We start from the raw sequence: 13,603 nt of genomic DNA, 5'->3' as shown, positions 1-13,603 counted from the left end.
GTCCCGACCGGAGGCCCACCGACAGCAGGCAGGGCTGCCTGGGGCGACCTCGATCGCCTGCATACGTCCCGCGATATACCCGAGTCCGTGAGCCCGGTCAACGACTGTGTGGCAGGCGATAATCCCTGAACAACTCGCGCAGCCGGAGCTTGTGCAGTTTGCCGGTGGCGGTATGCGGCAATTCGTCCACGAAAGCGACATCGTCGGGAAGCCACCAGTGGGTCACCTTGCCCGCCAGAAACTGCAGCATCGACTCGCGGTCCAGTGCCTGACCGGGTTTCCTGACCACGATCAGCAGTGGTCGCTCCTGCCACTTGGGATGCGGCGCACCGATCACCGCGGCTTCGGCAACCGCCGGGTGGCCAATCGCCGCGTTCTCGAGGGCAATCGACGAAATCCACTCGCCCCCCGACTTGATGACGTCTTTCGAGCGGTCGGTGATCTGCATGTAACCGTCGGCGTCGATGGTCGCCACGTCGCCGGTGTCGAAAAACCCCGCTGCGTCGAGAGCGGAAGTGCCCTCGTCACGGTAGTAGCCGCAGGTAATCCAGGGTCCCCGCACCAGCAGGTGGCCGGATGCCATGCCATCATGGGGCAGACTGGCGCCGTCGTCATCGACAATCTTCATCTCGACGCCATAGACCGCCCGGCCCTGCTTCTCCTGGACGGCCAGACGCTGCTCAAGCGTATAACCGCCGTGTTTCGGCAGCAGATTGCAGACCGTGCCCAGAGGCGACATTTCGGTCATCCCCCAGGCGTGCACGACGAACGCACCGAAAGTCGTCTCGAAGCGTTCGCTCATCGCCCGCGGCGCCGACGAACCGCCGATCACGACGCGCCGCAGACAGAGGTCTTCCTTCGGCGTCAGCCGTTCTGCATCGACATATTGCAGCAGCATCAACCAGACCGTGGGCACACCGAGGGCCAGGGTCACCTTCTCGTCGCGCATCAATTGATAGACACTCTTGCCGTCAAGAGCCGGACCGGGCATGACCAGCCTGGCGCCGCACATCGCGCCGGCATAGGGCATGCCCCAGGCGTTGACGTGAAACATCGGAACCACCAGTAGCGCGGTCTCGCCAGCGCCGATGGCCAAACCGTCGGTCGCACAGGCGGCCCAGGAGTGAAGCACCGAGGAGCGGTGGGAATAGAGCACGCCTTTGGGATTGCCGGTGGTGCCGGACGTGTAGCATAGCGACGACGCCGTCGTTTCGTCGAACTGCGGCCACTGATAGTCACTCGTTTGTGCATCGAGCAGATCTTCGTAGCACAACAAGCGGGGAATACTGCACTCCGGCAAGTGTTCGCGGTCGGTCATCACGACGAAACCACGGACCGTCGGCAACGACTTTGCCAGCCTTTCGACCAGCGGCACGAAGCTCAGGTCGAAAAACAGGAACTGATCTTCGGCATGGTTGACGATGTACTCGATCTGTTCGGGGAACAGACGCGGGTTGATGGTGTGCAGAACCGCTCCCATCCCTGAAACGCCGTAATACAGTTCCATGTGCCGATAACCATTCCAGGCCAGCGTCGCGATGCGATCACCGGGCCCGACCCCCCGAACCTCCAGGGCATTGGCCAGTTGCTTGGCGCGGCGATGGATGTCGGCATAAGTGCAACGATGGATCGGGCCCTCCGTCGTGCGTGAAACGATCTCAGCGTGTGGATGAAAACAGGCTGCGTGCTCGATCAGCGACGAGATCAACAGCGGTCGGTCCTGCATGAGTCCTCTTGGCATCGCTTTTCCTCCTGTCTTGGTCGTGCATTACAGAGACTTCAGCGCCCGCCGAAGCTCGTCAGTGTAGGCTGGGAACTGGTGGACATCAACGTGCGCGGCCCCCGCAACCCGCAGCAAGCGGGCCTGCGGCGCTCGCGTCAACAGTTGTTCGCTGTGCCCGACAGGAATCAGCGCATCCTCCTCGCCATGTACCAGCAGCACGGCACCACGCAAGCGGCCAACATCCCGGCAGGTCACCAGCGGATAACGCAGCAACCACTTCGGCATGAACGGATAATGTAACGTCATCAGTTGGGCCAAGTCGCAGTACGGCGAGACCAGGATGGTCAGGTCGGGCTGAACCTCGGCGGCCAGGCCGGCAGCCAGGGCCGTGCCGAGGGAGCGTCCGTAGATCACTTTCCGCTTGCCCGCGTATTGCGCTTCAACACTGCGCCAGGTGGCAAGCACGTCGGCACGAAGCTGTGCTTCGCTCTCGATGTGCCCACTGCTCTTGCCGTAGCCGCGGTAGTCGAGCATGAACAGATCGTAGTTGAGCGCACGATAGAAATCGCTGTGGGTAAACCAGGTCGCCAGGTTTCCGGTGTTGCCGTGCAGGAAAAAGACTACGCCACGCGGATTGGGCAACCGCAAATGCAGGGCCGACAGCGTCTCACCCCCCACCTCGATGCTCACCTCGTGTACGTCGTTGAAGATGAATCGATGCGCCACCGGCAGGGGGTCCGGACGAAAAATCAAATGCTCCTGATAACAATAGATCCAGGACAGCAGCGCCAGATAGCCACCAGCAATCACCGCCGCGAGGATCACCGCGCGCCTCCATCCAGGTCGCCTGCCGGCATCGGATCGCAGGTCAATGCTCCTAGCCAAACCTTCCGGAGCCTCCCGCACCAGCGGCCGGCTAACCTTGCCTGGCCAAGCCGGGCCGTCCTGCAAAGTCGCCATCAGGCCAGTGGCCTGAAGCGATGGATCAGGGGGGCTTGTGCCAGCAACTCGCTCGCCAGAGTAATCGCCGTGACCACGTGTGGCGTCGCTAGATGCGCGTCAGCTGCGGCCTGATCCAGCCATTGCTCGACAGTCACGAATTCGAGCGGATGGTCCTCATTCTCGAACAAGTCGTAGCTGACGCAGCCGGATTCCTCCCGGCTTGGCGCGACGAGATCTTGAAGAACCGAGCGCAGCGTCGTCTCACTCCCGGCGCGTGCGGTAATCCGTGCCATGATCGTAACCATTCCCTGCCCCTTTCCATTGGTGATTGGTAACCGGGCGCCACAGTTGGCACCCTATCTTATACGTATTGCGCGCCTCGCCGGATGCACCCTTCTGCGTACCATGGCGCCGTGCGAGTCTGGGGCACTATAGCCCTGCCGGCAGTTGTTCCCGAGTCCGGCAGAGAGGCCTGTTGCGCGAGACTGCTCGATTGGGGCGATAGCTTCTGATAAGCTAGTTCATAAGCTAGATAGAATGGAGAAATTCAATGCGAGAAGTCGGCGCTTTCGAGGCCAAAAACAAACTCGGCACGTTGCTCGATTGGGTGGAGAGTGGCGAGGAAGTGCTCATCACCCGGCGCGGCAAAGCGGTGGCGCGGCTGGTCCCCGCTGAACCCGGCTTCGACCGCGCCAAAGCCCGTCGCGCGGCTGACGGGATCATCGAGGCACGGCGCGGCGTCACGCTCGGCGGTCTCAAGATCAAGGACTTGGTCAATGAGGGCCGCCCGTGAGTTTCGTGCTGGACAGTTCGGTCAGCCTGACTTGGTGCTTCGATGACGAGCGCACGGACGCCACGGACGCCCTGCTTGAACGCGTGGTTGAATCCGGGGCCGCCGCGCCCGCGCTGTGGCCGCTGGAAGTTCTCAATGCGCTGGCCATGGCCGAGCGTCGCGGCCGGATCGATAGCGAACGGCGACAACGCCTCGCCGGATTCCTGCACGATCTTCCGGTAACGATCGACGACGAGACGGCCAGTCAAGCATGGACGGTCACTTCCCAACTGGCGGCACGCTTTCGGCTGACTGTCTATGACGCTGCCTATCTCGAACTGGCACAGCGCCTCAATCTGCCCCTGGCAACGCTCGATCAGGAGTTGCGTACCGCTGCTGCCGCGCGCGGCGTCACGCTGCTCGGCACTTGACCTGGCCCGCTGCGTGGCCTGCGCCCCGGCAAGACTGGTCAGTTTCTAACAAAGTGAAATTGAATTGCGCAGAGGTGCCAGTGGATCATGGAGAGACGCCCATCATTTCGGCCAGGACAAAAACCCGGGCTCGATTTGATTTCGCGCGGAACGTCTTCTCGGTCATGAAACAACTCGCGTCCGGCCCCTGTTCTCGTCCACCGGGAAAAAACAATGAACAGAAAAATCCCCGACATTCTCCCGCGTTCGGTTCTGATTCTTCTCGCGGAATCGTTGCCGCAACTTTCCAATTACTGGTGGAAAGAGCTGGTCCTGGACAAGCTGACCTATCAGCAGCAAGGCTTCGTCAAATCAAGTCACCTCGCCAGCCTCGACCAGTTGGACCTGGCTGCGCTCCTGCGGATCCTGGATCAAAACTGGTTCGAGATTTCGCGTCTTCTAGATCTACCTTCGGCAGCCCGCAACTGGATCAAGGAGACGCAGTCTATCCGCAACCGATGGGCGCATGCTCCAGCATCCGGTCTTGACGACCACGACATTTTTCGCGATCTGGACACGATCGAGCGTCTTGCGCAGGTATTGGGCGCCAGCGATTCCGAGTTGGCGTCTCTGCGTAAAGACAAGACAGCACTGCTTGCCGCGATGGCGGGTCATGAAAAGCCGCGTGTCCCCGCTGCCGTTGCGACCCAGTCCGGCGTCTTCAAACCAGGCGACATGGTTTGCCTGAAAGCCAAGCGAACGGTCACCGGCGCAATCATCGGCCACCTGCCGGGTGATCCCGAAGACCGCTATCAGGTCTTTCACGATGCCGCGGTCACCACCTATTACACGTCCCAACTCGAAGCCGTCGTCAGTACTCCGACCCGCGCCAGCGTGTCACCGTCGACCCTGCACGCCGCCCTTTCCGCCCTGCAACTGCGCCACCCCAGCACCGGCAGCCTGTATTCCCTGTTCGCCTCGCGCATCCATTTCGTTCCCTACCAGTTCCGGCCGGTGCTCAAGCTGATCCAGGCCGACCGGCCGCGGCTGCTCATCGCCGACGAAGTGGGTGTCGGCAAAACCATCGAGGCCGGACTGATCCTCAAGGAACTCCAGGCCAGGCGCGAGATCCGTTCGGTATTGGTCATCTGCCCCAAGCCGCTGGTCGCCGAACGGAAATGGCTGGAAGAACTCAAGCGCTTCGATGAGCAGTTCGTTCATCTGGACGGCTCGGCCCTGCGCTACTGTCTGGATGAAAGCCACCTTGATGGCATCTGGCCGCAGCAATACGCGCGGGCCATCCTGCCGTATTCACTCCTGGATGAACACCTGCTGATGGGCAAACCGCAGGGGCGCAAGAGGCAGCGCGGCCTGCTCGATCTGGACCCGCCGCCGACTTTCGATCTGGTGATCGTCGACGAGGCCCACCACATCCGCAATACCGACACCTGGGCCTATCGCAACGTGCGCTACTTCTGCGACAACGCCGAAGCCGTCGTCCTGCTCACCGCCACGCCGATCCAGTTGGGTGACAACGACCTGTACACCCTGCTGCACCTGCTACGTCCCGATGTGCTGCCCAGCCGGCACGAGTTCGACCAGATGTCGGAACCCAACCCACACCTCAACGCTGCCATCGAAGCGGCACGCGGCGCCAGTGAAGACTGGACGGAAGCCGTGCGCGCTTCGATCGACCAAGCCGTCACCACACCCTGGGGCAGGAATGTCATTGCCGCCGACAATCGCCTGCAGGAAGCCCGCGATCTCCTGACCGCCGACGAGAACCAGCTCGAAAACCGCCTTGCCCTCATCCGCAAGCTGGAAGCCCTGTACACCTTCGCGCCGCTCATCAATCGCACCCGGCGGCGAGACATCGGCAACTTCACCACGCGCAAGCCGGAAACCGTAGCGGTGGACTACACCCCGGAACAGAACGTACTGCATCACGACCTGATCGGACTGATCAGCCGCATGCTGGCGCATCGGCACGGCGATCAGCATCTCCAGTTGATGCTCACCACCATTCGACGCCAGTTGGCGAGCTGTGTCTTTGGTCTCGCACCGCTCTTGTCCGACATCCTCAACCGACACCTGTCGCAGGCGCAGTTGAGCGAGATGTGCGACGAGGAGAATCCCGCCGACCTCGCTGCGGTTATCGCCGACTTCCGTGCCGAGGTCGAAGCCCTCATCCAGCGCGCACAGGCACTCAACGGCCCCGATCCAAAGTTCGACGCCTTCCTCCAGGTCATCCGCGACAAACAGGCACTGCCCAACAACAAGCTCCTGGTGTTCAGCACCTTCCGCCACACCCTCGCCTATCTGATGGCCAAGCTGTCGCGCGCCTCCGTCCGCCTGGGCCTCATCCATGGTGACATCCCCGATGACCAACGACGCGAACTGCGCCACCGCTTCAGTCTGAACAGGGAAGACCCGCAGGCCCTGGATGTGCTGCTCTCGTCCGAAGTAGGCTGCGAAGGCCTCGATTTTCAATTCTGCGATGGCCTGGTGAACTATGACCTGCCCTGGAACCCCATGCGTGTCGAACAACGCATCGGCCGGATAGACCGCTACGGGCAGAAGAGCGAAACCGTCGCGATCTACAACCTGATCACCCCCGGTACCGTGGATGCGGAAATCTATGAGCGCTGCCTGTTGCGCATCGGCGTCTTTCGCCAGGCACTCGGCGGCAGCGAGGAAATCCTCGGCAAACTCACCCGCGAGATCCACGCCATCGCCGAAAACCTGGCCTTGTCGGAGGAAGAACGAGCCGCCCGCCTGCAACAACTGGCCGACAACGAAATCCGGGACATTCAGGAACAGGCCAGGCTGGAAGAGGAGCAGGCCAAGCTCTTCGGCCTCGCGTTGCCCAGGCGCGACGAAGACATGGTCAAACAGGCCTCCTGTTTCTGGCTCGCCCCCGCCATGCTCGCCAACCTGGTCGCGCGCTACCTCGAAGCGCTGGGATTGGGCAATCTGCCCGCCAGCCTGGGCCGCAAAGCCGTTGTCACCCTGCAACTCGGCCAGGAAATACGGGAAAAACTGCTCGGCGACTTCCACGCGCTGAGCCTCACCGGCGCCGCGGCACAGACCTGGTCGCGCTGGTTGAAAGGAAACGACCCCTATCTCGCCCTGACCTTCGATCCCGTCACCGCCGCCGACAAGCGCGACCTGGCTTTCATCACCCCTACCCATCCCCTGGCTCGCCAGGCCGCCCAGGCCGTGGAACCAGCTACCCCACTGGTCTGCAACCTCGCCGCTAAGCGGGATGACCTACCGCCCGGCCGCCATCCCTACGCCATCTACCGCTGGCGAAAGATCGGACTGAAGGACGATTTCACCTTCCAGGCCGTTGCTGCGAATCCGGCCATCAGCGCGCAAATGCTGGAACTGCTGGAAACCGCCGTCCCGGTTGTCTTGCCCGGAGGAGACATCGCGGAAGCAGAGGAGCGCATCCTTGAAAGCCATCACTATCGCCTCTGGATCGACCTGCGCGCCGCCCACATCGAGCAGGTCACGCAAACCACCGAAGCACGCCTCGCCTCGCTTGACACCACCCACGCCGCCCGCCTAGCGCTACTGGAAGAACAGCGGGACGCCGCCACCGACGCGCGCATCCGGCGAATGAAGGAATCGCAGATCCAAACCGCACAGCGAGACTATGCGCGGAGAGCGAATGAGGTCAGAGTAGCACCCGGGCAAGCGGATGTGATCGCCGAGGCGGTCGCTTTTGGGGTGTTGGTGGTGGAGGGAGAAAAATGACAAGAAAGCTGGATGCGCTGCGCGAGAAGCGCCGCAAGTGGGTCGAAGCCACCCAAGAAAACGACTTTGAAGATGGCATCAAGCGGTTGCTCACGGATCTTTATCCCGACAACGCTCACTTCATTTATGAGTTGCTGCAAAACGCCGAAGACCCTGGTGCTACAACCGTACGCTTCGTCTTGAGCGATTCAGCCGTCGAGTTCGAACACGATGGCGAGCGCCTCTTCTCTCTGAAGGATGTCGAGTCGATCACCAGCATTGGTTCGAGCAACAAGCGCGACGATCCCACCAGCATCGGCAAGTTTGGCGTCGGCTTCAAAGCGGTTTTCGCCTACAGCAACACGCCCGAAATCCACTCAGGTGACTTCCACTTTCGCATTCAGGACCTCGTCGTGCCTGAGACTGATGGTGTTCCTTGTCCTGCAATGGGCGAGCGGAACACACGCTTTGTATTTCCGTTCGACAATCCGAAGAAACCCAAGACACATGCCGTCGCGGAAGTTGAACGCGGTCTGCGTGCATTAGGCGACAACACTCTCCTGTTCCTGAGCCATATCCGCAGGATCGAATACGTCCTACCTGATGGTGCTGAGGGTAGTCTCGAACGAATCCAACTCGATGGTGGGCGCATTAAAATCCATTCCAGACAACCGGGAATGGCGGAGCAAATTTCCCACTGGCTGCGGTTCGACGAAGAGGTCGAGGTCACTGACGAAGACGGAAAAAACAAGACCTGCCGCATCGCCATTGTCTACAGCCTTGCCGAAGATAAGAACACGAGTGGCCGCTTAACCTGGAGAATCGTTTCACTCGACCGCGCCCAGGTTTCAATCTATTTTCCTGCCGAAAAGGAAACCTCGAACCTCCACTTTCATGTTCATGCGCCTTTCGCATCGACCGTGGCACGGGATAGTGTGCGGGATTGCGTTGCGAATAATGTTTTACTGGACAGCTTAGCCCAACTTGCAGCGAAGTCTCTCGTCGCAATCCGCGAGCATAATTTGCTAACTGTTGGATTTCTGGCTGTTTTGCCGAGCCCTGAAGACAAGCTGTCGCCGTTCTACGAGCCAATACGCGAAGCGATAGTCAAAAAATTCAAGGAAGCCGCACTCGTTCCAGTCAGAGTGGGTGGTCATGCGTCGGCCCGGGACTTGATTCGATGTCCCGCGAAACTCGTAGAGGAACTATCCGATGATGACATCTCCGTGATCGCTGGAAAACCTCTTAAGGTAGCGGCGAATCCTCCTCAGTTAAATCAGAGAGAGGACAGATTTCTGAAAAGTCTGGGCATTAGCGACTGGGGCTGGAAGCAATTGAATATTGCGCTGTCGACGAAGGCTAGACGAGAGGATATTGAGAATTGGCTTCAAGGAAAAGATAATGACTCCTTGGCGGCACTATACGGCTTGCTCAAGCATTCCAAGGAGCAGGTCAAGGAGTGGAATCACTACAGTCAAGAATATCAAACGCACATGAATGTTGTGGATCTGCGCATTGTCAGGTCTTCCTCCGACTCCAGCCCCATCATGTGTCGCCCAAAAGAAACATTTTTCCCGCTGGACGAGACACCTTTTCAAAGCGATATCCAGTTCGTGGAACCGTTGTTTTGTTCAGGGGATAGCCGGGCATTCTTGGAGGGTATCGGCGTCCGGCCTTATGACGAAAAGGCAACTATTGAACAAATCCTAGAGAGCTATGAATCACCAAGAGCCCCTAAGCCGGATCATATTGATCACATCAAGCGATTTGTTTCGTTCTCGAAGAAGAGTCCGGGCGAAGTAGGCATTTTCAAGGGCCGTAGGTTTTTGCTTCATAAGGAACGTAATGGCGACTTGATCTTCTACCAGCCATCCAAGCTATATTTGGACAAACCTTATTCAGAGACCTTGTTGAGCGCTTATTTTGAGAGCCTACCAGAAGAATCGCGTTCTCATCTTACGCTATCCGCAGACTATCATAAAGCAGGATTAATTTGTGAGGAATTTTCGCAATTTGCCAAAGAAGTAGGCGTCACCTCAGCGCTCCAGGTAAAACCTCTGCTGACAGTTTCTAATAATCCAAATCGCACGAGCCTGCGGACTGGCGGCAACAAGCAAAGGCACGACCACTATAAAAGAGTTGAGCGGGACTTTGACATCCCAGAGTTTGAGATTCTCCTGCAGCATCCCGACACGTCGAGATCTAGGCTAGTATGGAAAACAATGGCCACGTCCGTTAGTAAAGAACATTTTCAGGCGACATACCAAAGAAACAATAACTCGGAGGAGAAACATGCGAATTCAATATTGATTCACCGTCTTCGTGTAGCTGCATGGGTACCACAAGAAAATGGACGATTCGTTACTCCTTCTAAGGCTAGGGCTAGGGAATTGCCCGCTGGATTTTCCTTTGATCCCGGTCAAGATTGGTTGAAAGCGATTGGTTTCGGTGATGACGAGAAAAGGCACTCTGAGGAGTATCAGGCGAGAGACAGTATTGCTCGTGAAGCAGGTTTGTCTTCAGGCGAAGAGCTTGCGGCGTATCTCGATGCGATCAAGGAGAGTGGTTTAACACCAGAACAAATCCGTGCGGTCGGGAAGCAACAGAAGAAGATTTCCCAACCCGAAGAGTCCGTCAAAGATCCGGAAAGAAGGCGTAGGGGCGTAAGGGAAGGCGGCGACTCCGCACCCCCGAAAGAAAGTGTGGTTAGGGAGCGATCCATCCAGCCGGATGCTCCCGAGATTATGGCGGTGGCCAAGGCTTATCTCCGCGCCAAATACAAAAATGATGAGGGACAACTTGTTTGCCAGTGCTGCCATGAGGAAATGCCGTTCAAGCTGCGCACTGGTGAGCATTATTTCGAGGCCATTCAATGCGTTCGCAATCAAGATTCGCATTACTATCAGAACCGCCTTGCCCTCTGCCCGACCTGCGCCGCCATGTACCAGTACGCCCGCGACACCGAAGACACCGAGGTCCGCCGCCGCCTTGTCGAGCACGCTGCCGTCGACCAGGCGCCGTCCGTCGAAATCCCCATCCGCCTGGCAAATCGCGAGCACAGTCTGTACTTCGTAGGCACGCATTGGTTCGATCTCAAGACCGTCCTGAACGCACCTGAAGTTCAGCCATGAAGGTCTCCCAGACATGTTGGCGCAGGCGTCGCCCCAGACTCGGCGTCCGGCAGACTGCCAATCGCGCGATTCTTGCCGTCGCGAAAGTAACGATCCCCCGGCAAAGCCGAGGGCTTTCCGTCGCTGGCCCCTCAAAGGGGCCTATTCGCGACGGGCAAGAGCGGTTCCTTCCCCTTCTGCAACTGCCATACCGGAACTTGACGGAGCCACGACGCCACCGCCAGCAGTGAACTTCGCAAGAAAGGCCAACTCCCAGAAATGTCAAACTGCTACAGTCACCCCGGCAGAGCCGGGGGTTTTCTCAGGATAATAAGGACGCAAGCAAAAATAACTTGGACAATACGAGTTATTTGTCATTGTCCCGAGGTATCAGCCGGTAGTTCCATTCGCCATGAAACGCGTCGCGCTCGATGGTAAGCGAAGCCAGCTCTTCGTCGGACACCTTGATTCCCGACGTATAAGCGTTCTCATCGATCGCCGCCTGGATTCGCAAGCCGGTCTCGGTGGTCGTGTTGCCGATCAGGTTCACCACCACCTGACGACTGACGAGCGGTCGGCCGCGCCAATTCGCGGTGATGTGGCAGAACATGCGATGCTCGATTTTGTTCCACTTGCTGGTTCCAGGCGGGAGATGACACACCTGAACCGTCAGGCGCAGTTCATCCGCCAGTTTTTGCAACTCCCTTCGCCATAGCCGCACGCGATAACCATTGCTACCACCGCCGTCCGCGGTGATCAGCAGACGGCGAACACTCGGGTAGGTCACCTGCCCCATTTCACGCCACCAGCGCCGGATGCTCTCGACGGCGAATTCGGCGGTATCGTGGTCGATGCCGACACTGACCCAGCCCGTATTGGTGGTCAAGTCATAAACCCCGTAGGGTGCGACCTTGCCGAGTTCACGGTCAATGAAGTCATGAACCCGGACTTCTTCTGGCTTGCCCTTGGGTTGCCACTCTTTGCCGCCATTTTTGAAGTCGCCGATTAACTCTTTCTTCTTGGTGTCCACCGAAATGACCGGATCACCTGCCGCCTGATACTCCGCAACGGTGCGGGCAATGTGGCTGAACTGGGCATCGCGGTCTTCATGCTGCCCACCCTCTCGGGTCTTTCGCGTTGATTGCAGACTGAAGCCTGCCAGACTCAACAAATCACACAGGCTTCGCTGGCTGACCGTGTGCCCCTGCCGCCTCAGTTCTTCAGCCAACCGATAGGTGCTCTTGCAGGTCCAGCGCAGCGGCGACATCGGATCACCACGCGTTGTCGGCTCCACCAAGGCGTCAACATCGCTCAGCAAGCTGGCATCCTTGTCAATCAGCTTCTTTCGCCCACCTCCTACCGCTCGCGCTCGGAGTTGCACGCCTTGCTCTCCAGTCGAAACCGGTGCGTTCAGTTCACTCAAACCCGCATGAATCGTCGTGCGCGACAGGCCAGTCGCCTTGGCGACCAAGGTGACGCCACCACGCCCCAGGCTTCGTGCCTCCGTCGCCGCCCAAAGGCGAAGCGTGGCCTCATCCAGCCTTCCACACAGCGCTTGATACTTGGCTTCTATGGCTAGCTCTTGCTCCATGCAGAAACCATAAGACAATTACCACAAATGTTCAAGTTATTTTTGCTTACGTCCTAAGGGGCTTCGACGGTCAGGGTTCCCGCTCCGGTCTCTCCCGCTGCTGCCAGCATCGAATTGCATTGCCGCCCGCGTTGAGTTTCCTCTCTTCCTTCTATGCTCTTGCCATAGCTGCGTTTGCCCCGGATGAACAAATCGTACTTGAGCCACCCGCGGACCCCCTGGCAAACCTCGCATGGCCATGGCGGGCGGTCAGCCGTACTCTGCCTGCGGCGAAATCGTCATCAGGCAAGCAGATTGAAGCGCCGGATCAGGGGTGCTTGTGCGGGCAAGTCGCTTCGTTACGCGACGCAGCAGATTCACCTCGGCCGGCAATTGCCAGCGGCCGGCGAGGATCATCGCCAGACCCATCGGTCTTGTTCGACGCAGAAGGCGGTGGTCCGAGCGACTCGATACAGTATCCCTGCGGGTAATCGGCACGCGGGATCTGCGTGCGCAGTTTTGGGCGCCGGCGTGCTGGCAGCCTCGGTGACCCACACCAGCCAGCGCGGCGCCGGTCGCAGGTCGAATGCGGCAAGCAGCGGAGGATCGAGCAAGGCGTCGATGCTGCGACGGACGAGTGTGCGCAGCAGGGCCGGAAACCAGCCGGCGAACAACTCGCGGGTGGCCAGCGCGACCGACTGACCGGCCGTCGTGAAGCGGAAGTGAGTTGCTTCGTAGGCGCCACTGAAACGCTCGAAGTCGGCATAGCTGTCGGGAATGCCGCGAATCAGCATGCGCTCGCCAACCTGTCGCCAGAACCAGAACCAGGCCATTCTTTCGGACTCGGTCATCCGCCGCCAGCCAAAGCGCTGGTTCCAGCGAATCGGCTCGAAAACGAAGGTCGACAGCACGTACAGGAAGTCCTCGTTGGCGATCCGGAAGCGCCCGTGCAAGGCATTCATGCGCGCGATGGCCCGTGCACCGCGCGGACCATCAAAACCGTGCTCGATGATTTCACTGATGATCAGGTCGGTGTCGTCGTAACGCTTGCCGGTGCGCGCTTCGAACTCGCAAGTTCCGTGCAGCACGCCGCCGATCCGCGGTGACGCAAAGGTACGGAAAAGAGCCAGTTCCAGTGCGCGCGTGGTGTCCCAGGGGAAAGCCACGGTGGCAAGATGCCGTGCAATTTCCTGACAATCGCGTCGTGGATCGGGTGCCATGCTTGCTGTCATCGGTTTGTCTCCCTGGCATCTGCTCTCTGCTCTACGCAAGAACCGGCCGAATGGATGCAGGAGACTCGCCGGGCACGCTGGCCGGCGGCGAAGCGACTCACCTCGA

10 protein-coding genes are annotated in these 13,603 nt (G+C 59.3%); 4 read left to right on the top strand and 6 right to left on the bottom strand.

What is annotated here, in order from left to right; all coding sequences use genetic code 11:
- Positions 1–97 precede the first annotated feature (97 nt).
- The 3 genes from AC15MQ_RS15680 to AC15MQ_RS15670 form a co-directional block, all read right to left on the bottom strand.
- A complete protein-coding gene (locus tag AC15MQ_RS15680) occupies positions 98–1,741 on the bottom strand; it encodes a 3-(methylthio)propionyl-CoA ligase (RefSeq protein ID WP_483080578.1) in 1,644 nt (547 codons plus the stop codon).
- A 27-nt stretch (positions 1,742–1,768) separates the two neighbouring features.
- Positions 1,769–2,548, bottom strand: coding sequence for an alpha/beta hydrolase (locus AC15MQ_RS15675; RefSeq protein WP_483080577.1), 780 nt, complete (start codon positions 2,546–2,548; stop codon positions 1,769–1,771).
- A gap of 134 nt (positions 2,549–2,682) precedes the next feature.
- Complete coding sequence (locus tag AC15MQ_RS15670) at positions 2,683–2,958, bottom strand: putative quinol monooxygenase (RefSeq protein ID WP_483080576.1); 276 nt, start codon at positions 2,956–2,958, stop codon at positions 2,683–2,685.
- A 257-nt stretch (positions 2,959–3,215) separates the two neighbouring features.
- Here AC15MQ_RS15670 and AC15MQ_RS15665 point away from each other — a divergent pair, with 257 nt between their 5' ends.
- The 4 genes from AC15MQ_RS15665 to AC15MQ_RS15650 all read left to right on the top strand — a co-directional run bounded on the left by AC15MQ_RS15665 (position 3,216) and on the right by AC15MQ_RS15650 (position 10,716).
- Positions 3,216–3,458, top strand: coding sequence for a type II toxin-antitoxin system Phd/YefM family antitoxin (locus tag AC15MQ_RS15665; protein WP_483080575.1), 243 nt, complete (start codon positions 3,216–3,218; stop codon positions 3,456–3,458).
- Positions 3,455–3,868 carry a type II toxin-antitoxin system VapC family toxin gene (locus AC15MQ_RS15660; RefSeq protein WP_483080574.1) on the top strand — a complete coding sequence of 138 codons (414 nt, stop codon included), beginning with the start codon at positions 3,455–3,457 and terminating at the stop codon, positions 3,866–3,868. Before AC15MQ_RS15665 ends, AC15MQ_RS15660 begins: the two co-directional genes overlap by 4 nt.
- A gap of 213 nt (positions 3,869–4,081) precedes the next feature.
- A complete protein-coding gene (locus tag AC15MQ_RS15655; RefSeq protein ID WP_483080573.1) occupies positions 4,082–7,606 on the top strand; it encodes an SNF2-related protein in 3,525 nt (1,174 codons plus the stop codon).
- Complete coding sequence (locus AC15MQ_RS15650) at positions 7,603–10,716, top strand: sacsin N-terminal ATP-binding-like domain-containing protein (RefSeq protein ID WP_483080572.1); 3,114 nt, start codon at positions 7,603–7,605, stop codon at positions 10,714–10,716. Before AC15MQ_RS15655 ends, AC15MQ_RS15650 begins: the two co-directional genes overlap by 4 nt.
- A 346-nt stretch (positions 10,717–11,062) precedes the next feature.
- Here AC15MQ_RS15650 and AC15MQ_RS15645 read toward each other — a convergent pair whose 3' ends face one another.
- The 3 genes from AC15MQ_RS15645 to AC15MQ_RS15635 all read right to left on the bottom strand — a co-directional run bounded on the left by AC15MQ_RS15645 (position 11,063) and on the right by AC15MQ_RS15635 (position 13,497).
- Complete coding sequence (locus AC15MQ_RS15645) at positions 11,063–12,286, bottom strand: ISAzo13-like element ISCap1 family transposase (RefSeq protein WP_483079921.1); 1,224 nt, start codon at positions 12,284–12,286, stop codon at positions 11,063–11,065.
- Between the two features lie 249 nt (positions 12,287–12,535).
- Positions 12,536–12,694, bottom strand: coding sequence for a hypothetical protein (locus AC15MQ_RS15640; RefSeq protein WP_483080571.1), 159 nt, complete (start codon positions 12,692–12,694; stop codon positions 12,536–12,538).
- Positions 12,679–13,497, bottom strand: coding sequence for an oxygenase MpaB family protein (locus AC15MQ_RS15635; RefSeq protein WP_483080570.1), 819 nt, complete (start codon positions 13,495–13,497; stop codon positions 12,679–12,681). The genes AC15MQ_RS15640 and AC15MQ_RS15635 overlap by 16 nt, the downstream gene beginning before the upstream one ends.
- Between the last annotated feature and the right edge of the window lie 106 nt (positions 13,498–13,603).

It is taken from the genome of Candidatus Accumulibacter propinquus (assembly GCF_056856495.1).
This window is presented reverse-complemented; position numbering and strand designations above follow the sequence as displayed.

Excerpts from the sequence above, each read along its gene's own strand:
- AC15MQ_RS15640 (WP_483080571.1), bottom strand. The coding sequence starts at position 12,694 with ATGGGTCTGGCGATGATCCTCGCCGGCCGCTGGCAATTGCCGGCCGAG.
- AC15MQ_RS15645 (WP_483079921.1), bottom strand. The coding sequence starts at position 12,286 with ATGGAGCAAGAGCTAGCCATAGAAGCCAAGTATCAAGCGCTGTGTGGA.
- AC15MQ_RS15635 (WP_483080570.1), bottom strand. The coding sequence starts at position 13,497 with ATGACAGCAAGCATGGCACCCGATCCACGACGCGATTGTCAGGAAATT.
- AC15MQ_RS15680 (WP_483080578.1), bottom strand. The coding sequence starts at position 1,741 with ATGCCAAGAGGACTCATGCAGGACCGACCGCTGTTGATCTCGTCGCTG.
- AC15MQ_RS15665 (WP_483080575.1), top strand. The coding sequence starts at position 3,216 with ATGCGAGAAGTCGGCGCTTTCGAGGCCAAAAACAAACTCGGCACGTTG.
- AC15MQ_RS15650 (WP_483080572.1), top strand. The coding sequence starts at position 7,603 with ATGACAAGAAAGCTGGATGCGCTGCGCGAGAAGCGCCGCAAGTGGGTC.
- AC15MQ_RS15670 (WP_483080576.1), bottom strand. The coding sequence starts at position 2,958 with ATGGCACGGATTACCGCACGCGCCGGGAGTGAGACGACGCTGCGCTCG.
- AC15MQ_RS15655 (WP_483080573.1), top strand. The coding sequence starts at position 4,082 with ATGAACAGAAAAATCCCCGACATTCTCCCGCGTTCGGTTCTGATTCTT.